Below are 22,292 nucleotides of genomic sequence, written 5' to 3' on the forward strand. Positions count from 1 at the left end.
TTATTCTTTTGCATTAATTAATCTTAAAAAACGTATTGCCGAATAAACGATTAGCAATCCGCCAAAGGCATATCTGTATTTAGGTTCCATATCTAAGGGAAGTTTTTCCCAAAACATAATCATTAAACCCAGCACAAGATATATTAAAAAAAACAGTATTCCTAAAACAAGAAGAAATCGCTCTTTGAGCGATTTCTTCTGAATATTATTAAGCATATCTTTTAACATTATTCTGCAGATTGAATAGTAATAGGTAAAGAGTAAAGTACTCTCACTTTTTTACCATTTTGCTCGCCGGGAGTCCATTTTGGACATTTTTTAAGAACACGAATTGCTTCTGCTCCTGTACCGTAACCGATATCCCTTAAAACTTTAATGTCGGTTAATGAACCGTCTTTTTCAACTACAAAAGTAACGTAAACTTTACCTTTAAGACCTTCTTCTTCTGGAGTTTTATAGTTGTTTCCTACGAATTTGTAGAATTTATCCATACCTCCAGGGAAATCAGGTTTTACTTCGATACCAGCTGTGTTATATACACTGTTATCTTCTTCTACTACCTGAGAAACCGGTCCTTTACCTACTGGCTCATCTACAGTTAAAACTGCATCTGGATCTCCTTTGATAGTTTCAGAACCTACTTTCTTATCTTTAAGTTCCTCAATTTTTGGAGGATCTTCGGTAACTTCGTTTGCTTTAGCAACAACCGGTTTTACGAACTTCACCTGATCCACTTTTGGTGGCGGCGGCGGTGGTGGCGGTTGATTAGGTTTAATTTCCTCTTTTGGTTTAGGAGGTAATTTTACCGTTGCAATCTTAATATCTGTATTTGCATCTTCTTCACTAGAATCTGGCAAATAGCTCGCAATAAGAGGCGCAGCAATAGCAAAACTAAAAAAGATAGAACCTAAGACAAGTGCCTTTACTGTGGTTTTACCGTTTGATTTTCTAAGCTCATATGCCCCGTATATCTTATTACGTCCTTCGAATACGATATCAAGCCACTGATTTTTTATAATATCTAATTTCATTTTTCTTGATTATTAGGATGTTAAAACAAGACAGTCATTACTCTTGACCTGCCAATTTTGCCTCCTCAGGACTAAACTCAGGAACAATTGCGTAAGTATCTACCCCAGCAATCGCCATTTCATCCAACATATCAACTAAATTGCGGTAAGTTGATTTTTTTGTTGGTTTAATAATAACAATGATTCCGTTTTTAGGTTTCCCTAAAGATGCAGAGTATTCTAAAACAGATTTTTTTCTTTTCAGAACTTCTCTACGGATACCATCTTTACCATATGCAATATCTTTAGGTCCCGCAATTGGAGACGATAATAATCCCATATAATAAGTTAGTTTATTATTTTCTCCCAATATTACTGTCATAGTACGGTTCTCATCTACCTTGATATCTTTATTCTTAGTAGGATCATCGTCTTTATCTGGCAATGACAAATCCATCGATTGAGGTTTTGACAACGATGTGGTTAACATAAAGAATGTGATCAATAAGAATGCCAAATCCACCATTGCCGTTAAATCGACTTTAGAACTTTGCTTTTTGCTTCTTACTTTGCCACCTTTTCCGCCACCACCGTCGCCGGTATTTAATTCAGCCATTTAGTGTATCTTTTTTTAATTAAAAGTCTTTTCCTCTCATTCCTGTAACTAGGTTAAAGGAATTGATTTTTTGATCTTGCAAAATATCCATAATCTTTTTGATTTGTGGATACTCTTCTTTAGCATCACCTTTTATTGCAATCTGCAATTCTTTATCATCAAGATCGATTGTAGCTCTTCTTGAAACCAAAAGCCACTCTTTCAACTGATTGTCTATAGAATCAAATGGAATTCCAGGTTGTTCTGCTTTAGTTCTATCAGCCGCTTTCATATCGATGATTTGCTTTAAACTTGTAACCGGTACACCGAAATCATCCATTAAAGCAAATTTTTCTTTATCCTCTTCTGAGAAATTCACACCGAATTTTGCCCCCATTCCTTCAAGAGTTTTTTTACGAATCTCTCTTCCTTTGATATCAAAAAAGACTTTAGTTTTTCCATCTTTTCCTTTACCTATTGTAATAATTGCCAAATCAGAATCTGGTAATTTACTTTGAACAGTAGAAGAAGGCATATCTACAGGAAGTGCCTCAGGCACCTTAGCAGTAGCGGTCAAGATAAAGAACGTAAGCAAAAGGAACGCAACATCACACATCGCAGTCATATCTGTCGACGTTGACTTCTTTTTCATTTTTATTTTAGCCATTATCTTTTATTTTTTATTTTGATATAATTATTTCTAATTATTTATCAAAAATTAATTATTGTCTTAAACTTCCTCTGAATCTTCTGTAAGTATTCACGATTGTAGTACCAGCCTCATCGATAGAGTAAGTTAAATCGTCAATTTTAGCAGTAAAGAAGTTGTAAGAGATGATCGCTAATACAGATGTAGAGATACCTGTTGCAGTGTTGATAAGTGCCTCAGAGATACCTGTTGCAAGAGCAGCCTGATCTGGAGTACCAGCAGAAGCTAATGCACCAAACGCTTTAATCATACCAGATACAGTTCCTAATAATCCTCCTAATGTACCTAAAGATACTAAAGTAGAGATGATAGTCATGTTTTTCTCTAACATTGGCATTTCTAATGAAGTTGCCTCTTCAATTTCTTTGTGGATTACTTCTGAAGCTTCTTCGCTGTTGAATCCTTCTTTTTTAACGTCTTGGTATTTAATTAAAGCAGATTTAATTGCGTTTGCAACTGAACCTTGTTGTTTGTCACATGCAGCGATAGCAGCTTCGATGTTTCCTTCTTTAATACTTCCTTGAACGCTTGTCATAAATTTGTCTAGGTTAGCTTTTCCAGCAGCTTTGCTGATAACTGTAAATCTCTCAATAGAAAAAACAACAACCATTAAAAACATACCTAATAATGCAGGTACAATGAATCCTCCTTTGTATACCATTCCTAAAGTGTTGATTGGGTGACCAGTTTCTGGATTTCCTCCCTCGAAGTTAGCAGGAGAACCCATAACGAATTTCCAAATTACAATCCCAACTAAGATACACGCTACAATAATGATCCCTGTAATCATTCCTCCCCCATTTGAAGTGCTCTCTTTTTTAACTTTAACGTTTGCCATTTTTTTAAATTTTAATAGTTTTAAATAATTTTTATTTTTTAGTTATATTTAACTTGTAGGGTAGCAAATTTATACGTTTAGTTTAAATAAAAAAACTTTTTTTAATTTTATTGAAGGAAATTTAACGTCAATTTAAAAAATATCTCATTAATTTGCCGTCATCATTTTTGTGATAAAACAAAAATCAAGGCTAATAATAAAAAATTTACAACGTTTTAGTAAATATTCAAACAATCCTTTGAAATGTTCTTAAAAAGCTGCGAAATTATTTTTTATGTATTTTTCAATCAAAAAAAGCATTTTCCTACTAAAAAAAACACGTCAAATTTGTTAAAAATACAAGCAAAACTCTTATAATCATCTAAATTACAAATAAAACATGAATAAAAAGGACAATTTCATTCAAGACATTAATAATGGATATTCTGCCAAAGGCGACTCTATAACGCTTGGCGGTGCAATTTTAGATGGAGAAGCTGTAGCTGAAGCACATGTAAAAATACCTCTAAAAACATTAAATCGTCATGGTCTTATAGCAGGTGCAACCGGAACTGGAAAAACCAAAACAATTCAGGTTTTTTCTGAACAGTTGTCGAATGCCGGAATTCCTGTTTTAATGATGGATATAAAAGGAGATTTCAGCGGTATTGCAAAAGAAGGAAAAGAAGAAGGTTTTATTACAGAACGCCACGCCAAAATAAACCTACCTTATAGTGTATCTGCATTTCCGGTTGAATTAATGTCATTATCAAAACAAAACGGAGTTCGTTTGAGAGCGACAGTTTCTGAGTTTGGTCCGGTTTTATTTTCAAGAATTTTAGATTTAAACGATACGCAGGCTGGAGTTGTTGCTGTTATTTTTAAATATTGTGATGATAAGCAGATGCCTTTATTAGATTTAAAAGACATCAAAAAAGTCATTAATTATATTACTGAAGAAGGAAAAGAAGAAATTGCGGCAAGTTATGGGAAAATATCAACTGCAACTACGGGAACAATTCTAAGAAAGATTATTGAATTAGAACAACAAGGCGGTGATTTGTTTTTTGGAGAATTGTCTTTTGAAACCGATGATTTAATGAGAATCGATGAGAATGGTAAAGGTTATGTAAATATCATCCGCTTGACGGATATTCAGGACAAACCAAAATTGTTCTCAACTTTTATGCTAAGCCTTTTAGCAGAGATTTATCAAAAAATGCCTGAAAAGGGTGATGCTGAACAGCCGGAATTGGTAATCTTTATAGATGAAGCCCATTTAATATTTAATGAAGCCAGCAAAGTACTATTGGAACAAATTGAAACCATTGTAAAATTAATTCGTTCGAAAGGTGTTGGTATTTATTTTGTAACTCAAAATCCAATGGATGTACCAAGCGGGGTTTTGGCTCAATTAGGATTAAAGATTCAGCATGCGCTTAGAGCTTTTACTGCAAATGACAGACAAGCGATTAAAAAAACAGCTGACAATTACCCAACTTCTCAATATTATAAAACAGATGAACTGCTTACCAGTTTAGGAATTGGAGAAGCATTGGTTACAGCATTAAACGAAAAAGGAATTCCTACCCCGCTTGTTGCTACGATGATGCGTGCACCGCAAAGTCGAATGGATATTTTAACTCCTTCTGAAATCGATGAAATAAACAACAAATCGAAACTCGTAAAAAAATATGTTGAAGAAATTGACCGAGAAAGTGCTTTTGAAATCCTAAATAAAAAAATAGCTGATGCTAATGAAGCAGCCGCGCAAAGAGAAGAACAAGCGCCGGCAAAATCTTCAAAAGCAGGGCCAAGTACTACAGAAGTTGTTACTAAATCTGTTTTAAAAGTCGTAACAAGCGCTACCTTTATAAGAGGCGTTTTTGGGGTTTTAACGAAAATCTTTAAAAAATAAAAACATCAAGAATCAATTACAATATCGATCTCAATTTAAAATTGATTCTTGATATTGTAATTGACATTGATTTATTTTTGAAGTAACTCCAGAATTTTATTTTCAACTTCTGGTGTGTTCCAGATGTTTTCTATGTTATCCAGTTTTAAAACTTCTTCCATAATTCCGTTTTGGAAATCCCCAATCGCCAAAGCTTCGGCATATGGGCGGTCGCTAAAGGTAACACGACTGTAAAGCGGAATCCATTTATCGGGATGTTTATCTGAGAATACTTTTTCTATTTTCTTTTGCAGCAAGAATTTTTCATCTGCCGTTTTGGTACTCATTTCCATGAAATTTCTATATGAAAGTTCGGCAATGGCATCAGCGTTTGGTTTGCGTGAAATTTGATATTCTGTGAAGATTTTTTTCCAGTCGTCTCCAAATTTCTCAATCATTTCGTTTAAAACCGTAATATCTTCAAAACCTGCATTCATTCCCTGGCCGTAAAACGGAACAATAGCATGACAGGCATCTCCAATCAAGGCAATTTTATCTTCATAAGTCCACGGAAAACATTTCATGGTTACCAAAGTACTCGTTGGATTTTTAAAGAAATCATTTGCCAGTTCTGGAATTACTTCAATCGAATCCGGGAAGTTTTTCTCAAAGAAATCCTCTACCATTTTACGATCGGTAAGTGATTCAAAAGAATTTTCACCCTCAAAAGGCATAAATAAAGTACAAGTAAAACTTCCGTCAAGATTAGGAAGTGCAATTAACATGTACTCGCCTCTCGGCCAAATATGAAAAGAGTTTTTATCTAATTTATGTGTTCTATCTGCATTTGCCGGAATATTCAATTCTTTATATCCCATATTTAAAAATTCCTGAGAATAATTAAACATACTTTGGCGCTGCATTCTGTGGCGGATTCTCGAAAAAGCTCCATCGGCTCCAAAAACCATATCGTATTTTCGTTCTTCCCACTCGCCTCTTTCGCTTTCGCCAATGTGCAGAGTTGCATCACTAAGGGTTACATCCCATATTTTTTGCTCAAAATAAAATTCGGCTCCGGCATTTTCGGCTAAATCAATCATTTTGCGATTTAATGTTCCTCTGGAAATAGAATAAATAGACTCGCCTTCCTGTCCGTAATTTTGAAAATTAAGTTTATCGACCAAATGAATGGCGCGTTTATCCATAGGGATTGCAATTTCCCGAACTGCATCTCCAACACCAACGCCATCGAGAGCCTTCCAGCCTCGGTTTGACATTGCCAGATTAATGGAACGGCCTGAAAAATTTATTTTTCGAATATCGGGACTGCGATCATAAACATGAACGGTGTGACCTGCTTTTTTAAGATAAATTGCCAGCAGCGATCCTACAAGGCCAGAACCAACGACAGCAATTTTTAGTGAAGTTTGCATCAAGGAAAATCTAATATATAAGATCGTAAAAATAAGTAATAATTATAGATAAGCTTTAAAATAAGTAAATTATTTACTCCTAGCTGTTCACAACCGTTTTCAAATTTGTTAGGATTCATAGTTATTTTAAAAATACAACAAAATGTTATTTTATTTGATTTATTTAAAATTTTTAAACAATTAATTTCGCTTTCGGTTTTTACCTTAATATATACATCAAAATTATGAACAGCGAAATATTACAATCAGAAATCATTTTAGAAAACGAAAGAGCATTATTAATCCCTTTTGAAAATGAAAGAAACATTGAACTTAAGAATATTATTTTTGATGATGAAATCTGGAAATATATGGGAATGTATGTTCGAAATGATCAGGACTTCAATACTTATATTCAAAATACGCTGCAACAAAAAGCAAACGGAATTTGTTATCCATTCCTTATTATTGATAAAGCTGCAAACCGAGTTGCTGGAAGCACACGTTATGGTTATTTAAATCATGCGAGCCAAAAATGTGAAATTGGCTGGACTTGGTACGGAAAAGATTTTCAGGGAACTGGTTTAAACAAAGCTTGTAAATATGAGTTGTTAAATTTTGGTTTTGAAAACATTCAATTTAAAAGAATACAATTCAGTGCTGATCTTGAAAACTTAAAATCACAACGTGCCATTGAGAACTTGGGCGCTTTAAAAGAAGGTCTATTTAGAAACAATTATGTTGATTCTGAAGGAAACAGCAAAGACGATGTTTATTATAGTATTATTTTGGAAGAATGGCAGAATACAAAACGAGATTATTTTGGGTAATTTATTTAAATATATGGTAATAGAAAAAATCTTATTTTAGTCTAGATTTAAGATTTTAAAATACCATATAGACAAACCATAAAAATGAACCTATACTCAGAACATTACGTAACTCAAAAAACTGAAAGGTTCATTAATAAAATATGGTGCCTGGATAACAGCATCGGCGAAAACCTGATCGAAAATAAACTCGTTTTACCAAACGGCTGTTTTAATCTTGCTATTGTAACTGGAAATGCTATCGAAGTTCATACGAGTAAAAAGAAATACGAAATGAACGTAGGTATTTATTTTTGTTCGCAAATGACCAATAAAGTTTTGGTTAATATTGAACCAAAAACCAAAGTCACTATAATTCAGCTTCATACCTGGACGCTCTCGATGTTTACAAAATACGATTTAAGCAATTTTACAGATTCGATTATCAAAATTAATCCTGAAGAACTGCCTTTTAATCTTCAAATTGATTCAGACATTGAACATTTATTACAAACAATAAATGTTTATTTTGAAGAATTATCAGATTTACATTCAGAGAAAAATACAATCGAAAAAATCTGTGAGATCATTAAAAATCAAGAAGAAATTTCGGTTTCAGACATCAGCAAAAATTTAAAATTATCCCAAAGACTGCTTCAAATTAAATTTAAAACAGCAACCGGATTAACAATTAAAAAATACATTCAGATTTTAAAATTCAGGAAATCGGTCGATCAAATGGTGAATTCTGATTTAGAAAAGCTAAAATTAACCGATGTTGCGCTTTACAATAAATACTTTGATCAGTCGCATTTTATAAAAAAATACAAAGATGTAATGAAAACTACACCGAAAACATTCGATCCTGATTCGTATTTTCTTTCACTTAAAAGATAAGATTTCGCATTTGTACAATTTTGTGAATTTTGATTAGGTTACTTTTGCAGGATCATCAATCATCAATCATTTACAAATGAAAATCAATCCATCTTTTTTTCAATTAAAAGTTTTTTTAGTTGGAATTTTATTTTTTCAAATCCAATCCGGATTTTCTCAGGAAGCCAAAAACTCGTCTTTGTACAAAATCATTATGTCAAAAGACAGTCTTCTTTTTGATATTGGCTTCAATACCTGCGATATAAAGCAATTTGAAAATCTTTACACTGACGATTTCGAATTTTATCACGACAAAGACAGCGTCTCTGACAAAGCAAGATTTCTAAAAACATTGAAAAACGGAATCTGCTCTCCAACAAGAAAGTACAATTATCGCAGAGAATTAATTGACGGAAGCACCGAAATTTATCCGTTGTATAAAAATGGTATTTTATACGGCACGATTCAAACGGGAACACATCGTTTTTATGAAAGTACTGCTGATAAAACGGAACAGCCCGGAAGTTTTGCCAAATTCACACATCTTTGGCTGTTAAAAAATAAAGACTGGAAACTCGCTCGGTCATTAAGCTACAACCACGAAATGACAAGTTCTACGGCAGGAAAATCAAATCTTTTTGATAACGATCAGGAAACTGAGAAATGGCTTAAAGAAAACAATGTTCCGGCTTTAGGAATTGGAATTATTGCAGATGGAAAACTAAAACAGGTAAAAGTTTTTGGTGAACTTCAAAAAGGCGTTTCTGCTCCATACAATACAATTTGGAATGTTGCTTCGCTGACAAAACCTGTAACTGCTATAACGGTTTTAAAACTGGTAAGTGCCGGAAAATGGGATTTAGACGAACCGCTTTATAAATACTGGATCGATCCGGATATTGCAAAAGATCCGTATTTAAAATTACTGACTACGAGAATTGTTTTGAGCCATCAAACGGGTTTCCCAAATTGGAGATCTTTTAACGATTCTAAAAAATTAGATTTCAAATTTAAACCGGGAACGCAATACCAATATTCTGGTGAAGGTTTTGAATATCTGCGAAAAGCATTAGAGAAAAAATTCCATAAAACGTTAGATCAGTTGGCTTCAGAATTAATTTTTGAACCTTTAAAAATGAACGATTCTCAATTGATATGGAATGATAAAATCGATCTTTCGAGATATGCAGATGGTTTCGACAATAAAGGAAATCCTTATGAGCCGACAAAAAACAAAACGGTAAACGCTGCCGATGATTTATTAACGACTATTGAAGATTACAGCAAATTTTTGTGCAGTGTTTTAAACGGTGACAACTTAAGTAAAAAAGTTTTTGACGACATGAAATCTCATCAGGTCTCAACTAAAAAAAATAAATACTTTGGTTTAGGCTTTGAAATTTATGATTTAGGAAATGAGAATTATGCTTTATCGCACGGCGGTGCAGATAAAGGCGTACAGACTATTTTTATTTTACTACCAAAAACCAAACATGGTCTTGTAATATTTACCAATGTGGATGACGGTTATAAAGTTTACGAAAATATCGTTGTGCATTATCTGGGAGAAAATGGACAAAAGATAGTTGATATTGAAACGAAGTAACAAGCAGCAAACCTTAAAAAATAGAGCTATGTCAAATATGCTTAATATACTCGTTCTTTTTATGTTGTTCTTAAAAAGAGAAACAATAGCGCAGACTAATAGTGAAGTGCTAAAACTGAAACTTTTAAAATCTGAAATCATCAAAATGGACAGCCTCCTTTTTGATGTGGCCTTTAATCAATGTGATGCAGGTGCTTTTAAGAAAATAATAGCCGATGATGTTGAGTTTTATGATGATCGTTCGGGATTAAATATTTCGAAGGCAAATGAAATAAAATCACTAGAAGCAAAATGTGCAAGACCAGAAAAACTAACCCGAAAATTAAACTCCTGCGTAATTGATAAGTTAGGTGATTTTGGCGCAGTACAAGTGGGTGAACATACTTTTTATAGTAATGGCATACCAGAAGGAACTGGAAAATTTATTCATATCGGGGAAAGAAAAGAAAATGAATGGAAATTAAAACGAATTGTTAGTTACGAGCATAGACCTTATAAAAAGTAGCTTTGGTTTATGCTCAAATTCGTCTTGATTGAAAATAAAACGAAAAAAAATGAATATTGGTGAAACCAAAAGCCAAAACAATCGTCTAACTTTTTAACGGTATAGATTTAATTCAGAATAAAAAATCGTAATTTCGATTCAACTTACTGAATATATATCAATTACAAAGTTTCAATCATCAATCAAGAAAACGAATCATTCATTAATTTAACCATAATCATTCATCATGAAACAATCAATCAAACCAATTGCACTCTGCTTAATACTTTTTCTTTTTACTGCAGGTATTTTTGCCCAGAACAAAGCGCAGCAAATTGAACAGCTTTTAGCCAAATATAACGAATACGGACAATTTAATGGTTCTGCCTTGGTAGCAGAAAATGGAAAAGTAATCTTAAAAAAGGGTTTTGGCCTGGCAAATATGGAATGGAATATTCCCAACCAGCCCGATACAAAATTTAGATTAGGTTCTATCAGTAAACAATTTACTGCACTTTTAATTGTAAAACTTGCCGAAGAAGGAAAGCTTAAACTTGATGTTCCTATTACAACTTATTTACCGGATTATCCAAAAGAAAACGGCGATAAAATAACGATTCATAATCTGCTGACCCATACTTCAGGAATTCCGAATTATACAAGTGCTCCAAACTTTTTAAGAGACAAAGCAAAAAATCCGTATACGCCTGCTGACTTTGTAAAAACGTTTGACAAACTGCCTCTTGAATTTAAACCTGGCGAAAAATTTAATTACAGCAATTCAGGTTACTTTTTACTTGGGTATATTATCGAAAAAATAACGGGTAAAACGTACGAACAATATCTACAGGAAACTATTCTTACTCCTTTAAAAATGGTTAATTCAGGCTATGATCACAGCGATGTAATTTTAAAAAACAGAGCTGCGGGTTATGAAAAAGAAGGGAAAAATTTTAGTAATGCATCTTACATCGATATGAGTATTCCTTATGCGGCAGGTTCTTTATACTCTACTGTAGAAGATTTATATCTTTGGGATCAGGCGCTTTATACCAATAAACTTCTTTCAGAAAAATCAATGGAATCTTTATTTAAGCCTTATATAAAATCATGGGGAGAAGAATCTTATGGCTATGGATGGTCTGTTAAAGAAATTAATATTGGAGATAAAAGCAAAATTAAAGTTATCGAACATGGCGGCGGTATCAACGGATTTAACACGATCATTTCGCGTATTCCTTCTGATAAAATTTTAGTGGTTTTATTAAACAATACCGGTGGAACAGTTTTAGGCGAGATGAACAACGCAATCCGCAATATTCTATACAGTCAGCCTTTTAATCAGCCTAAAAAATCGTTAGCACTTGATTTATTAGACGTTTTTGATACAAAAGGAACTGCAGCGGGCTTGGATACTTATAAAAAATTGAAAAACGATCCAACGTATGCTATTAAAGAAGGCGATATGAACCGAGTTGGATATCAGTTACTGCAAACAGGAAAAAAGAAAGAAGCTATCGAAGTTTTTAAAATCAACGTAGAAGCTTTTCCAAAATCCGGAAATGTATACGATAGTTTGGGCGAAGCTTATTTAGCCGACGGAGATAAAAAACTAGCTATTGCAAACTACTCAAAATCTGTTGAATTGGATCCTACAAACGAAGGCGGTAAAAAAGTATTAGAAGAACTTTCAAAAAGCAAAACAAAATAAACTAAATAAACTTTATAAAAATGAACTCGGCAGAAACAGTCTTAAAGCTGTTTCTGCCGAGTTTTTTGTTACAATTTCTAACATTCAAATTCGATAATTTATTTTTAAAAATACTATTTTAGCCGTACTCAAAAAAACAATTTAACCTATGAAAAATTCTAAAAAGTACAGTTTCCTGGCTGTATTATTCTGCTTGTTCATTTCTTCTAAAAGCGTATCGCAAACTAATTATACTGATGTTGCAATGCCTTCTCAGCAAAACAAAATTATTATAGACAAAATTGTTGAAGCTGTACATTATAAAACTTATGTAATTGATTTCTGTTTATCTAAAATAAATGAAGTGTCTGCTAAAGAAGGTTGGAATGAACAAAAATCTATGGAAATTACCCAAAGTGTTAATTATAAAAATTTTAAAGATGCTATTTACAATAGCTTTGTGGTATTTGATGAAGTAGAACTAGAAACTTTATTAAGCGCCTACGAAAAAGACCCTGCCTACCAAACCATCAATGTAATGACTAACAACAAAGTACTTATCAATAATCTGAAGATTTTTGCAAGTGATATTGTTAAAGGGAAATATGTTTCTAAATAAAGGTTCTAAGGGGCTAAGCTGCTAAGGTTCTGAGTTAGGTTCAAAGTTACAAAGAGACAAAGGTTTTATTTTTAGTCTCTAATAATCTTTGTCAAAGTTTAAAACTTTGACAAAGATGGGATAAGTAAAGTACTTGAAATTTTAAACCTTAAACTACTTTTTCGGTTTCAAAACAAGTTTAGTTGATGTTTTTATAATTTCTTCTTTATTCAATTTCATTTTTCTGAATTTCCCGGCGTTGTACATTTCTGCCTGATCGCTGTAATGTTTGCTGAACGGATTTCCGGATTGTCCGGTTGGCAGAATACTCCAGCTGTTTTCAATATCAGAGAAATCGACAATTCTTCTGGTTGATGGTCCGCCTTTTACGTAATACTTTCCTTCATTGGTAAAACCAAAAAATAAATTATTGATTACTTCATTTGAACCCGGCGAAGCAAAAGGTCCAACGTTAAACAGGCCGCGAAGTGCAGCGACTTTTCCTAACGGATGTTCGTGTTCTACGGTATGAACTTCTCCCCATTTCCAATCGGCAATTGTGTTTCCTAATTGTTTTTGAAGATCTGAAACTGCTTCATGAAATGATTTTGAAACTATATCTTTTCTGGTTTCTTTTACATTTTTTGTTTTGATATTATCCCACCAAACCGAATTTTCATTTTTAATCTGGTTAGCGACAACTTGTTTTCCAACAGAAACTCCTAAAAACATATTAAAATTATCCTCTCCCATTTCATCTTCAAAAGTATTTTTTAAATACAAATAAACCCATTTATTGTAAATCGTTGGCGCGACATCTTCAAGATTATTTGTTCCTTTCCATGATTTTAAAACATTCACCGCTTCTTTTTCTGATGCAGAAAGAGCATTAAAATCAATGTTTGAAATTAAGTTTTGAACCGTTTCAACTGAAACATCAGATGTATTATCATAAATCATTTTGCTGAATGCTTCTTTATCCCAATCAGATTTTGCATCCATCAAACCAGAAATTCTTTTCGCTCGGTCTTCCGGCAGATAATATCCCGGATATAAAAAACCATCAATTGCCTCTGGCTGATTATTTGCAGAATATACATATCCCCATTCTGGATTTTCAGCCGATGGATTTTTAGAAAAATCCAAATATTCCTTAATATCATCCTTACCGCTCGAACCGTCTAAAATTAAATGAGTATTTACGCCTTTATCGTGTTTGTACAATTTTCCGCTTGCCCACCAGCCTACATTTCCTTTGGCATCACCATACATAACATTCAATCCCGGCGCGGCAATCAAACTAACCGATTTCTTAAACTCATCTCTATTTTTAGCATGCGAAAGACCATAAGCAGCATCCAGAATTTCAATTGGCTGATTTGTGTACGTCCATAACATTGCAATTGGATTTTTACGATCTAATCTATCTAATAAATCATTCATAATTGGTCCATGTCGGCTTGATTTAACCGTTAGAACAACATCAGAAGTATCTTTTATTTTAATCGTTTTTTTTCTGATTTCATATTTTGCAAAACCTTCCGGCGTTTGATATTGATTTGAATCTCCGCTTTTATTTTTTTCCTGATAAAAATCGATATCATCATTTTCAAACATCGTTAACCCATAAGCATAATCACGATTGTGTGCCAATAACGGAAACGGAGTTCCTGCCAGATAACAACCGTATAATTCATGTTTTGGCGTTACAATATGGGCTTCATACCAAGTGGCAGGCTGAGAAAACCCAATGTGAGGATCGTTGGCAAAAATTACTTTTCCACTTTTTGTTTTGTGCGGTCCCGCAACCCAGCTGTTGCTTCCTATAAATGGCGGAATTGGCGATTTGTCTAACAAAGCTGTAATCGATTTTGAAACAGCTGTATAATCTTCAATATTTTCTTTTGAACTTTTAATTTGAGTTGTGTTAAATTCTCCTTCAATCCCCAAATCTTTCAAATATTCAACACCGTATTTATTTTTGATATCGGTTAATAAAGGATCAGTTTTTTGAGCCATTGCAAAACTAAAAGACATATAACCAAAGATATTGTAAACGTCTTTTATAGTGAATTTTTCTTTTTTTACACCAACTAAAGTGAACTCAATTGGCGTTGTTCCTTCTTGTAAATATTGATTAATTCCATCCAGATACGCTTGTGTCAATTTATAACTTTCGCTGTTTTTATCTAATTTGGCAATGGCTTTCGCCGAAGCTTCTTCGATGCCAATTCCCGCAAAAAACTTATCGTTTTTAAGAGCTACAGAACCAAAGATTTCAGACAATTTTCCCGGAGCAATCCTGCGAAGCAGTTCCATCTGCCATAATCTTTCCTGCGCATGAACATATCCAAGCGCAGTCATGGCATCTTTTTCAGAGTCGGCATAAATATGAGGAACTCCATATTCGTCAAAATAAACTGTGGTTTCTTTTTCGAGATTTTTCAGTTGCAATTCGCCTTCATATTTGGGTTTCAAATGAAAAATGCAAGCAAATAAAGCAATTGCAAGAACAACTATAAGTACTAATAAAACCAGCAGAAATTTTTTAAATCTTCTCATATTTTGCAAAATAAAAACAATAAGGTTTATAAAATGATGTAACCAAAAAGAAGAATAATGTAAAAATCATTCTTTTTAAAAAGCTAAATTTATGTATTTAAAATTAATACTATAAATGTCAATATATAAAAAAATAGCAATTGGAATAATTTCTCTTTTTCTCCTTGTAATTTTTGCCAATTTCGGGCTGAATTACTGGATAAAAAAACAACTTCCAATTATTGTTCATGAGAAAAACAAAACAGCTTATAACATCAACTACGAAAAAATTGAAGTTTCGCTTTTCTCCCGCAACATCTACGCGCAGACATTATTAGTAAGTCCGAAGAATCAGCCGAAAGACAGCAAAAACGGGCTCTTTTCTAAAATTCAATCCATAACAATCAAACATTTTAATATTTGGGATTTGGCTTTTCGCGATATTATCCAAGCCGAAAGCATTATCATCAACAAGCCGCGAGTAATTTTATACAAAAAAGGCGAGAAATTAATTAACAACAGCAAAAGCATTAAAGATAAAATCTTCGAGCCATTTCGCAAAATTGTTGCTGTTTCTAATATTTATTTAAACGACGGAACGGTTGATGTTGTTTCTTTAGATACCCAAAAACCCATTTTCAGCATCAAAAAAATCATTCTAAAATTAGAAGGAATTCTACTGACTGATGCTACTTTAAAAGAAAAAATTCCGCTGCAATACAAAAGTTATGCATTGGTAATTGACAGTTTGTTTTACAGACCAAGTGCTTTTTATCATATCAATATTGGTAAAATCAGCACCGAAAAGAACTTTCTAAAAATTAATAATTTCTCTAATCTTCCGCAATTTACCCGTCGAGATTTTGTTAAGCGTTTAGAAAAGGAAAAAGACATTTATACCCTTAAATTCGATTCGGCTCAAATTGCAAAAATGGATTGGGGCTTTAAAAACGATCGTTTTTTCTTTAAAGCAAATTCTCTTGTAATCAATCATTTTGATGCAAATATTTACCGAAGTAAAGTGCCAAAAGACGATTTGAGCAAAAAATATCTTTATAACCATTTGCTGCGAAATATTAAATTCCCGCTTCAAATTGACACTTTGCAGGTTCTGAAATCTAAATTGGTCTATGAAGAAGAAATTGATTTCTCAAAAGGCTCTGGAGTTTTAACTTTTGACAAATTCAATTTACAGGCAACCAATCTGCGAAGCGGTTTTGGTTTGAAAAAAACCAATGATGTAAAAATCAAAGTAAAAACCATTTTCATGAAAACTTCTCCGCTTGATGTCGACTGGAGTTTTAATGTTCTGGACAAAAGCGACGGATTTCACATTCAGGGCGTAATTTCGAATTTTGATGTCAGAGCAATGGGGCAATTCAGCAAACCTTACATGAATGCCTCATTTACAGGCGTTTTTCATAAATACCGTTTTAATTTCTACGGAAATGACAATGTTTCAAAAGGAAATGCTTCATTGGATTATGACGATTTAAAAGTAAAATTATACAAAAAGAAAAACCCTGAAAAAGAAGCCAAACTCAAATCAGCAATTGCTAATTTATTGGTCAAAAACGACTCAAAAGACAAAGCTAAAACCGCAGATGTCGAAATCGAGAGAATTCAGGAAAAATCATTCTACAACTTTTTATGGCGAAGCATTGCCGAGTCTTTGAAGAAGATTTTGATATAGTTTTCTGCATCCAATTCACGGATTTTTATTTAAAATAATTCGTGAATTGGCGGCATAAAAACTTTCCCAACAATTTACAAACCTGACAATTATCAGGTTTTAAAAAAATCCTTTTTTCAATATTTGCCTTTATTTTAATCTGAAAACAAATGGCAAAAATACCTTTACACACTTTTCACATTCCTGTAATGGGTCTTGCATATACAATAGACAGCCCTATTCGTGTGGCACAATACGGGATTTCGTCTGTTATTGCTCTCGCTGATGATGATTTAATTGAGAAGATGCGTAATTTTTACAGCACAAAATTCAATATACCGTATGAAGAAATCACACAGAAATTTCACGATTACCGCGCCGAAAGAATTACTTCTTACTTAAATTTAGTCGACAAAATCGTAAAAGAAAAATTCGAGAATTTCAAAACTGAATTAGCAGAAAGTAAAACGGCATTAGAGAATTTCATGTCAATGCTGCCAAATACTTCTGACATTAAAAAAGGCTTCCAGAATTTATTAGATGACGGAATTGCTTTTAAAGAAAATATTCAGAATTATATTGAAACACATCTTTTTCCAGGCGAAATAGATGTTAACATTATGACGAAGTTGGATAAAGATAATTTCTTAAAAAACGAACAGCTGCCAATTGAGTTTAACGATGCTCATGCCGCATTAAGAGGTTTTGCCAATAGTAATCTTGCATCTTCTGTTGTACTTTCTGCAGGAATGAATCCGAGGCTGTTTGGTTACTTCGAAAACTTCAAAGATTTTTTTCCAAATGAAAATAATGAACTGAAAAAGAAAATCATTCTAAAAGTAAGCGATTTTAGATCAGCTATGATTCAGGGAAATTTCTTAGCCAAAAAAGGACTTTGGGTTTCAGAATACCGAATTGAATCAGGATTAAACTGCGGCGGTCACGCCTTTGCTACTGATGGACTCTTATTGGGTACTATTTTAGAAGAATTCAAGCAGAAAAAAGATCAATTGATACAATCTGCCCACGACTTAATGATTAAAGCTTTACAGGCAAAAAATCAACATTTTCCAGAAAACCCTTTAGAATTAAAAATTACCGTTCAAGGCGGTGTGGGAACAGCAGAGGAACATGAATTTTTATTAGATGAATATCAAGTAGATTCTGTTGGCTGGGGATCACCTTTTTTATTAGTTCCAGAAGCCACTTCTGTGGACAAGGAAACGAGAAACCTGTTGATGAATGCCAAAGAAGATGATTTTTATTTAAGTAATATTTCGCCTTTGGGAGTTCCGTTTAATACTTTAAAAGGTACAACCAATGAGTTTTTTAAACAAAAAAGAATTCATGAGAATAAAGCCGGAAGTTCTTGTCCGAAAAAATTCTTGGCTTTAAGCAAAGAATATGATCCGCATGGGATTTGTACAGCATCCAAAAAATATCAGGATATTAAATTGGAAGAATTAGAAGCCAAAAAAGATACTTTATCTGCCGAAGAATTCGAAAAAAGCAAAATTAAAATTACTGAGAAATCTTGTTTGTGTGTTGGTCTTGCCAATGCTTCTTATCTGGAAAATGATATTAAAATAAAAGGCCAGGCTCAGGGTGTCGTGATTTGCCCTGGACCAAATCTGGCATATTTTGATCAGGAAGTTTCTTTAAAAGAAATGATACAGCACATTTATCAGGGAAAATCGATTTTGAGAACAGATCGTCCAAATTTATTTGTGAAGGAATTAAAAATGTATGTTGATTATTTCAGAAACGAAATTGAAACCATTTCAGGAGAAGTAACTGCTATTCAGATTAAAAAATGGAATTCTTTTAAAACGAATATTTTAGAAGGAATTGAATTTTATCAAAAACTTTTTTCATCTACTTTTTATTTTAAAGCAGACGAAACGAAAATTAAAAACCAATTTGATTTTTATAAAACAGAATTAAATGCCATTCAAATTCCAACACTGGAATTAGTATAAGCCAAACGGCCGATTTAGAAATCTAAATCGGCCGTTTTATTTTCTATAGAATTTTGATTCTATTCTTTTTTCTTATTTTTGCTGTCAATAACAGCACCAGTTCCGGTTCCTAAAGCTGCTCCGGCTAATCCGCCAATTATGGCACCTTCGCCTTTTTTCTTGCTAACGATTGCCCCGGTTGCGGCACCAACACCAGCACCAATTACAGCACCTTTAGCAGTGGCACTCCAGCCTTTCTTTTTGGTAGTTGTAGTTGTTGTGGCAGTATTTCCGTTTGCAGCCTGCTGATGCACAACAACAACTTTTTCTTTTTGAGATTCGACTCTTTGTTCCTCTTTTATCTTCGCCATTTCAGTCTTCATCGAATCGATAACACGCTGTTTGTTAATCTCAACTTTCATTGAATCAATACTGGCTTGTTTGGCTTTATTTAAATCTTCTTTGCTTTGATTTTGACAAGAAGTTATAAGTATTACCGCGAATAAAATATATAAGCCTTTCATGATTGTAGTTTTTAGAATTATACACTACAAAATACGGAATATCTGCTATATTAATTATTACAGAATTTTTCAGAAAGTTTATAAAATTTGAAGATTCTGTGTTGTTTCTTGCAAAAATGCTTTTGATTCATATGAATGATTTAATCTCGCAAAGACGCGAAGACACAAAGTTTATTCTCATTTTGTGTTATTTCGAGTAATTATTCTTTAAATAAAATCTTATTTCCCTAAAATTCCTTTTTTCAAGATCTGCCCAAAATCATACATATCTTCATACGAACAATATAAAGGAACTGGTGCCAGACGAATTACGTTTGGTTCGCGCCAGTCTGTAATGACTCCGTTTTTCATCAAATAATCAAATAAGCTTCTTCCTTCGCCATGCAAAAACACAGATAATTGAGAAGCTCTTTCCTCTGGGTTTGAAGGCGTAATAATTTCGAAAGTGCTTTCTACTTCTTTATCAATTTCATGAAGAATAAATTCTAAGTAAGAAGTAATATGATCACGCTTTGCAATTAAAGCATCCATTCCTACCTCAGCAAACATTTCTACAGATGCTAAATATGGTGCCAGTGAAAGAACCGGAAGATTACTAATCTGCCACCCGCCTGCTCCATGAACGGGATCAAAATTTGGCTCCATTTTAAAACGGCGTTCTTTATTGTGTCCCCACCAGCCTGCAAAACGAGGTAAATCTGGGTTATTATGGTGTTTTTCGTGTACGAAACATCCTGAAGCATTTCCTGGTCCTGAATTCATATATTTATAACTGCACCAAGCTGCAAAATCTACATTCCAATCGTGAAGTTCAAGTTTGATATTTCCGGCAGCGTGTGCTAAATCCCAGCCTACTTTGGCTCCGGCTTTTTGTCCGGCTGCGGTTATCGTTTTAATATCAAAAACCTGTCCTGTATAATAGTTTACGCCGCCAATTAAAACCAAAGCCAATTCGTCGCCAACTTCTTCAATTTTAGCTAAAACATCTTCCAGACGAATATTATGTTCGCCTTCGCGGCGTTTGATTTCTACGATTGCATCTTCTGGTTTGTATCCATGAAAATGAACCTGACTTTGAAACATATATTGATCTGATGGGAATGCTTTTTCCTCGCAGATAATTTTATAGCGTTTTCCTTTTGGCTCATAAAAAGAAACCATCAATAAATGAAGGTTCACCGTCAAAGTATTCATAACCGTAACTTCTGACGGAAGCGTACCTACAATTTTACTCAACGGTTCAGAAAATCTTTCCTGATAATCCCACCAAGGTTTTTGGGCATAAAAATGACCTTCAACAGCCAGTTCTGCCCAGTCATTCATTACTTCATCTATATAAGCTTTGGTGCGTTTTGGCTGTAATCCTAATGAATTTCCTGTAAAGTAAATTACTCGTTTATCGTTAACCTTTGGAAATATAAATTGTTCTTGATAATGATTCAATGCGTCTTGTGCATCAAGTTGTTTCGCAAATTCGCGTGTATTTTGAAAAGTCATTGTGTTTTTGTTTTGTCTGCTAAAATAACAAATTTTGTTTGTTTTGTTTCAGGTTTAAGGTTTCAAGTTGAAATGCTTTGTGTTTTTTAACCGCAAAGTCCGCAAGGATTTTTATAATGGTTAACGTTTACAAACGCTAAGTTTGCAAAGCTTTACGTTCTTTTATATTTAAAAAACACAAACTGAATAAAAAATCCTTGCCGGTGAAACTTAAAACCTGAAACTTGAAACCTGAAACTTGAAACAAAACTATTAAAAACAAAAAACCCGACAGGTTCTAAAACTTGTCGGGTCTTTTTTATAATATAAAACTCTAATTAAAGAATTAACATCGCGTCTCCGTAAGAATAGAATTTGTATCCTTCTTTGATCGCTTCTTCGTATGCTTTTTTCATTAAATCGTGACCACAGAAAGCAGAAATCATCATTAATAATGTTGATTTTGGTGTGTGAAAATTTGTAATCATACAGTTTGCAATACTGAAATCGTGAGGAGGGAAAATAAATTTATTTGTCCAACCTTCGTAAGGATTTAATGTATTGGCAGAAGAAACAGAACTTTCAATTGCACGCATAGAAGTTGTTCCTACTGCACAAATACGTTTTTTCTTTGCTTTTCCTTCGTTTACAATATCACAAGCTTCCTGAGTAATGATTAATTCCTCAGAATCCATTTTGTGTTTAGATAAATCTTCAACCTCAACTGGGTTAAAAGTTCCTAAACCTACGTGTAAAGTTACTTCAGCAAAATTAACTCCTTTGATTTCTAATTTTTTCAAAAGGTGTTTTGAGAAGTGTAAACCAGCAGTTGGCGCAGCTACAGCTCCTTCTTCTTTTGCATAGATAGTCTGGTATCTTTCAGCATCTTCCGGAGTTACATCTCTGTTGATGTATTTAGGAATTGGAGTTTCTCCAAGTTCTGTTAATTTGTTTCTGAATTCTTCATAAGATCCATCGTATAAGAAACGTAAAGTTCTTCCACGAGAAGTTGTATTGTCGATTACCTCAGCAACTAATGAATCGTCGTCACCAAAATAAAGTTTATTACCAATACGGATTTTTCTAGCAGGATCTACTAAAACGTCCCATAAACGCTGCTCAGAATTTAATTCTCTTAATAAGAAAACTTCAATTCTCGCTCCTGTTTTTTCTTTGTTTCCGTACAAACGCGCAGGGAAAACTTTTGTATTGTTAAGAATTAAAACGTCTCCGTCATCAAAATAGTTGATAACGTCTTTAAACATTTTATGTTCGATAGTGTTTTTTTGACGGTCAATTACCATTAAACGAGATTCATCTCTATTTTCTGCCGGAAATTCAGCTAAAAGTTCTTTCGGTAAATTGAAATTGAAGTGTGATAATTTCATATTTGGATTGTTGATTTTAGAATGTAGATTTTAGATTTATTTACCTAAAATTTTAAATCGGTTGCAAATATACGATTGTGAGATAGGCGTTGTCAAGTGTTTTGGCTTTTATTTTCAAAAGTCCTTGATTTTGTGAGGTTTCAGATTGACTTAAAAATGTATTCTTTAAGTCAATTTTAACTTTTTTCAAACCACATAAGTGATATAAGTACATTTTAATAGGATTCGTA

Annotated in this window: 19 protein-coding genes; 9 read left to right on the forward strand and 10 right to left on the reverse strand. The window is 33.3% G+C overall.

From position 1 onward, the window contains the following. Genes PQ462_RS21475 through PQ462_RS21495 form a run of 5 tightly spaced genes read right to left on the reverse strand, consistent with a single transcriptional unit; the run spans position 1 to position 3,152 of the window. A complete protein-coding gene (locus PQ462_RS21475; protein ID WP_044047430.1) occupies positions 1–228 on the reverse strand; it encodes a hypothetical protein in 228 nt (75 codons plus the stop codon). Then, on the reverse strand, positions 228–1,031 hold the full coding sequence (locus PQ462_RS21480; protein ID WP_073410566.1) for an energy transducer TonB: 804 nt from the start codon (positions 1,029–1,031) through the stop codon (positions 228–230). Before PQ462_RS21480 ends, PQ462_RS21475 begins: the two co-directional genes overlap by 1 nt. 37 nt (positions 1,032–1,068) lie before the next feature. Beyond that, positions 1,069–1,626 carry an ExbD/TolR family protein gene (locus tag PQ462_RS21485; protein ID WP_073410567.1) on the reverse strand — a complete coding sequence of 186 codons (558 nt, stop codon included), beginning with the start codon at positions 1,624–1,626 and terminating at the stop codon, positions 1,069–1,071. 19 nt (positions 1,627–1,645) lie between these two features. Continuing rightward, a complete protein-coding gene (locus tag PQ462_RS21490; protein ID WP_073410568.1) occupies positions 1,646–2,272 on the reverse strand; it encodes an ExbD/TolR family protein in 627 nt (208 codons plus the stop codon). Positions 2,273–2,327: 55 nt separating this feature from the next. Next, the gene (locus PQ462_RS21495) at positions 2,328–3,152 is read right to left on the reverse strand and encodes a MotA/TolQ/ExbB proton channel family protein (protein ID WP_012022584.1); all 825 of its coding nucleotides are present in this window, start codon (positions 3,150–3,152) and stop codon (positions 2,328–2,330) included. Between the two features lie 379 nt (positions 3,153–3,531). Between PQ462_RS21495 and PQ462_RS21500 the strand changes: the two genes are divergently transcribed. After that, positions 3,532–5,049, forward strand: a complete 1,518-nt coding sequence (locus tag PQ462_RS21500) for a helicase HerA-like domain-containing protein (protein ID WP_012022585.1) — start codon at positions 3,532–3,534, stop codon at positions 5,047–5,049. A gap of 71 nt (positions 5,050–5,120) precedes the next feature. On the opposite strand, the gene PQ462_RS21505 is transcribed toward PQ462_RS21500, so the two are convergent. Beyond that, a complete protein-coding gene (locus PQ462_RS21505) occupies positions 5,121–6,461 on the reverse strand; it encodes an FAD-dependent oxidoreductase (RefSeq protein WP_012022586.1) in 1,341 nt (446 codons plus the stop codon). A gap of 224 nt (positions 6,462–6,685) precedes the next feature. Between PQ462_RS21505 and PQ462_RS21510 the strand changes: the two genes are divergently transcribed. From PQ462_RS21510 to PQ462_RS21535, 6 genes are all read left to right on the forward strand, one after another. Continuing rightward, positions 6,686–7,270: a GNAT family N-acetyltransferase gene (locus PQ462_RS21510; protein ID WP_274251514.1), complete on the forward strand. Its 585-nt coding sequence runs from the start codon at positions 6,686–6,688 to the stop codon at positions 7,268–7,270. Positions 7,271–7,354: 84 nt separating this feature from the next. Beyond that, positions 7,355–8,146: a helix-turn-helix transcriptional regulator gene (locus PQ462_RS21515; RefSeq protein WP_274251515.1), complete on the forward strand. Its 792-nt coding sequence runs from the start codon at positions 7,355–7,357 to the stop codon at positions 8,144–8,146. Positions 8,147–8,222: 76 nt separating this feature from the next. Beyond that, the gene (locus tag PQ462_RS21520) at positions 8,223–9,731 is read left to right on the forward strand and encodes a class A beta-lactamase-related serine hydrolase (RefSeq protein ID WP_274251517.1); all 1,509 of its coding nucleotides are present in this window, start codon (positions 8,223–8,225) and stop codon (positions 9,729–9,731) included. A gap of 28 nt (positions 9,732–9,759) precedes the next feature. Beyond that, on the forward strand, positions 9,760–10,236 hold the full coding sequence (locus PQ462_RS21525) for a nuclear transport factor 2 family protein (RefSeq protein ID WP_274251518.1): 477 nt from the start codon (positions 9,760–9,762) through the stop codon (positions 10,234–10,236). Positions 10,237–10,462: 226 nt separating this feature from the next. Then, entirely contained in the window at positions 10,463–11,926 is a 1,464-nt protein-coding gene (locus tag PQ462_RS21530) for a serine hydrolase (RefSeq protein ID WP_274251519.1), read from the forward strand. Between the two features lie 148 nt (positions 11,927–12,074). Next, positions 12,075–12,524 (forward strand): hypothetical protein, encoded by a 450-nt coding sequence (locus PQ462_RS21535; RefSeq protein WP_274251520.1) that lies wholly within the window; start codon positions 12,075–12,077, stop codon positions 12,522–12,524. A gap of 153 nt (positions 12,525–12,677) precedes the next feature. On the opposite strand, the gene PQ462_RS21540 is transcribed toward PQ462_RS21535, so the two are convergent. Continuing rightward, the gene (locus PQ462_RS21540) at positions 12,678–15,065 is read right to left on the reverse strand and encodes a penicillin acylase family protein (RefSeq protein ID WP_274251521.1); all 2,388 of its coding nucleotides are present in this window, start codon (positions 15,063–15,065) and stop codon (positions 12,678–12,680) included. 115 nt (positions 15,066–15,180) lie between these two features. On the opposite strand from PQ462_RS21540, the gene PQ462_RS21545 reads away from it, so the two are divergent. Both PQ462_RS21545 and PQ462_RS21550 read left to right on the forward strand, forming a co-directional pair. Continuing rightward, entirely contained in the window at positions 15,181–16,737 is a 1,557-nt protein-coding gene (locus PQ462_RS21545) for a hypothetical protein (RefSeq protein ID WP_274251522.1), read from the forward strand. Positions 16,738–16,886: 149 nt separating this feature from the next. Continuing rightward, positions 16,887–18,695, forward strand: coding sequence for a hypothetical protein (locus tag PQ462_RS21550; RefSeq protein ID WP_274251523.1), 1,809 nt, complete (start codon positions 16,887–16,889; stop codon positions 18,693–18,695). 59 nt (positions 18,696–18,754) lie between these two features. Here the strand turns inward: PQ462_RS21550 and PQ462_RS21555 are convergent, their stop codons facing one another. The 3 genes from PQ462_RS21555 to queA form a co-directional block, all read right to left on the reverse strand. Next, positions 18,755–19,198: a YMGG-like glycine zipper-containing protein gene (locus PQ462_RS21555; protein ID WP_012022596.1), complete on the reverse strand. Its 444-nt coding sequence runs from the start codon at positions 19,196–19,198 to the stop codon at positions 18,755–18,757. 219 nt (positions 19,199–19,417) lie between these two features. Next, a complete protein-coding gene (gene kynU, locus PQ462_RS21560; protein WP_274251524.1) occupies positions 19,418–20,695 on the reverse strand; it encodes a kynureninase in 1,278 nt (425 codons plus the stop codon). A gap of 317 nt (positions 20,696–21,012) precedes the next feature. Next, a complete protein-coding gene (queA, locus tag PQ462_RS21565; protein ID WP_012022598.1) occupies positions 21,013–22,062 on the reverse strand; it encodes a tRNA preQ1(34) S-adenosylmethionine ribosyltransferase-isomerase QueA in 1,050 nt (349 codons plus the stop codon). Positions 22,063–22,292 lie beyond the last annotated feature (230 nt).

The organism is Flavobacterium sp. KACC 22758, assembly GCF_028736135.1.
Taxonomy (GTDB): Bacteria; Bacteroidota; Bacteroidia; order Flavobacteriales; family Flavobacteriaceae; genus Flavobacterium; species Flavobacterium johnsoniae.

Excerpts from the sequence above, each read along its gene's own strand:
- PQ462_RS21475 (WP_044047430.1), bottom strand. The coding sequence starts at position 228 with ATGTTAAAAGATATGCTTAATAATATTCAGAAGAAATCGCTCAAAGAG.
- PQ462_RS21480 (WP_073410566.1), bottom strand. The coding sequence starts at position 1,031 with ATGAAATTAGATATTATAAAAAATCAGTGGCTTGATATCGTATTCGAA.
- PQ462_RS21485 (WP_073410567.1), bottom strand. The coding sequence starts at position 1,626 with ATGGCTGAATTAAATACCGGCGACGGTGGTGGCGGAAAAGGTGGCAAA.
- PQ462_RS21490 (WP_073410568.1), bottom strand. The coding sequence starts at position 2,272 with ATGGCTAAAATAAAAATGAAAAAGAAGTCAACGTCGACAGATATGACT.
- PQ462_RS21495 (WP_012022584.1), bottom strand. The coding sequence starts at position 3,152 with ATGGCAAACGTTAAAGTTAAAAAAGAGAGCACTTCAAATGGGGGAGGA.
- PQ462_RS21500 (WP_012022585.1), top strand. The coding sequence starts at position 3,532 with ATGAATAAAAAGGACAATTTCATTCAAGACATTAATAATGGATATTCT.
- PQ462_RS21505 (WP_012022586.1), bottom strand. The coding sequence starts at position 6,461 with ATGCAAACTTCACTAAAAATTGCTGTCGTTGGTTCTGGCCTTGTAGGA.
- PQ462_RS21510 (WP_274251514.1), top strand. The coding sequence starts at position 6,686 with ATGAACAGCGAAATATTACAATCAGAAATCATTTTAGAAAACGAAAGA.
- PQ462_RS21515 (WP_274251515.1), top strand. The coding sequence starts at position 7,355 with ATGAACCTATACTCAGAACATTACGTAACTCAAAAAACTGAAAGGTTC.
- PQ462_RS21520 (WP_274251517.1), top strand. The coding sequence starts at position 8,223 with ATGAAAATCAATCCATCTTTTTTTCAATTAAAAGTTTTTTTAGTTGGA.
- PQ462_RS21525 (WP_274251518.1), top strand. The coding sequence starts at position 9,760 with ATGTCAAATATGCTTAATATACTCGTTCTTTTTATGTTGTTCTTAAAA.
- PQ462_RS21530 (WP_274251519.1), top strand. The coding sequence starts at position 10,463 with ATGAAACAATCAATCAAACCAATTGCACTCTGCTTAATACTTTTTCTT.
- PQ462_RS21535 (WP_274251520.1), top strand. The coding sequence starts at position 12,075 with ATGAAAAATTCTAAAAAGTACAGTTTCCTGGCTGTATTATTCTGCTTG.
- PQ462_RS21540 (WP_274251521.1), bottom strand. The coding sequence starts at position 15,065 with ATGAGAAGATTTAAAAAATTTCTGCTGGTTTTATTAGTACTTATAGTT.
- PQ462_RS21545 (WP_274251522.1), top strand. The coding sequence starts at position 15,181 with ATGTCAATATATAAAAAAATAGCAATTGGAATAATTTCTCTTTTTCTC.
- PQ462_RS21550 (WP_274251523.1), top strand. The coding sequence starts at position 16,887 with ATGGCAAAAATACCTTTACACACTTTTCACATTCCTGTAATGGGTCTT.
- PQ462_RS21555 (WP_012022596.1), bottom strand. The coding sequence starts at position 19,198 with ATGAAAGGCTTATATATTTTATTCGCGGTAATACTTATAACTTCTTGT.
- kynU (WP_274251524.1), bottom strand. The coding sequence starts at position 20,695 with ATGACTTTTCAAAATACACGCGAATTTGCGAAACAACTTGATGCACAA.
- queA (WP_012022598.1), bottom strand. The coding sequence starts at position 22,062 with ATGAAATTATCACACTTCAATTTCAATTTACCGAAAGAACTTTTAGCT.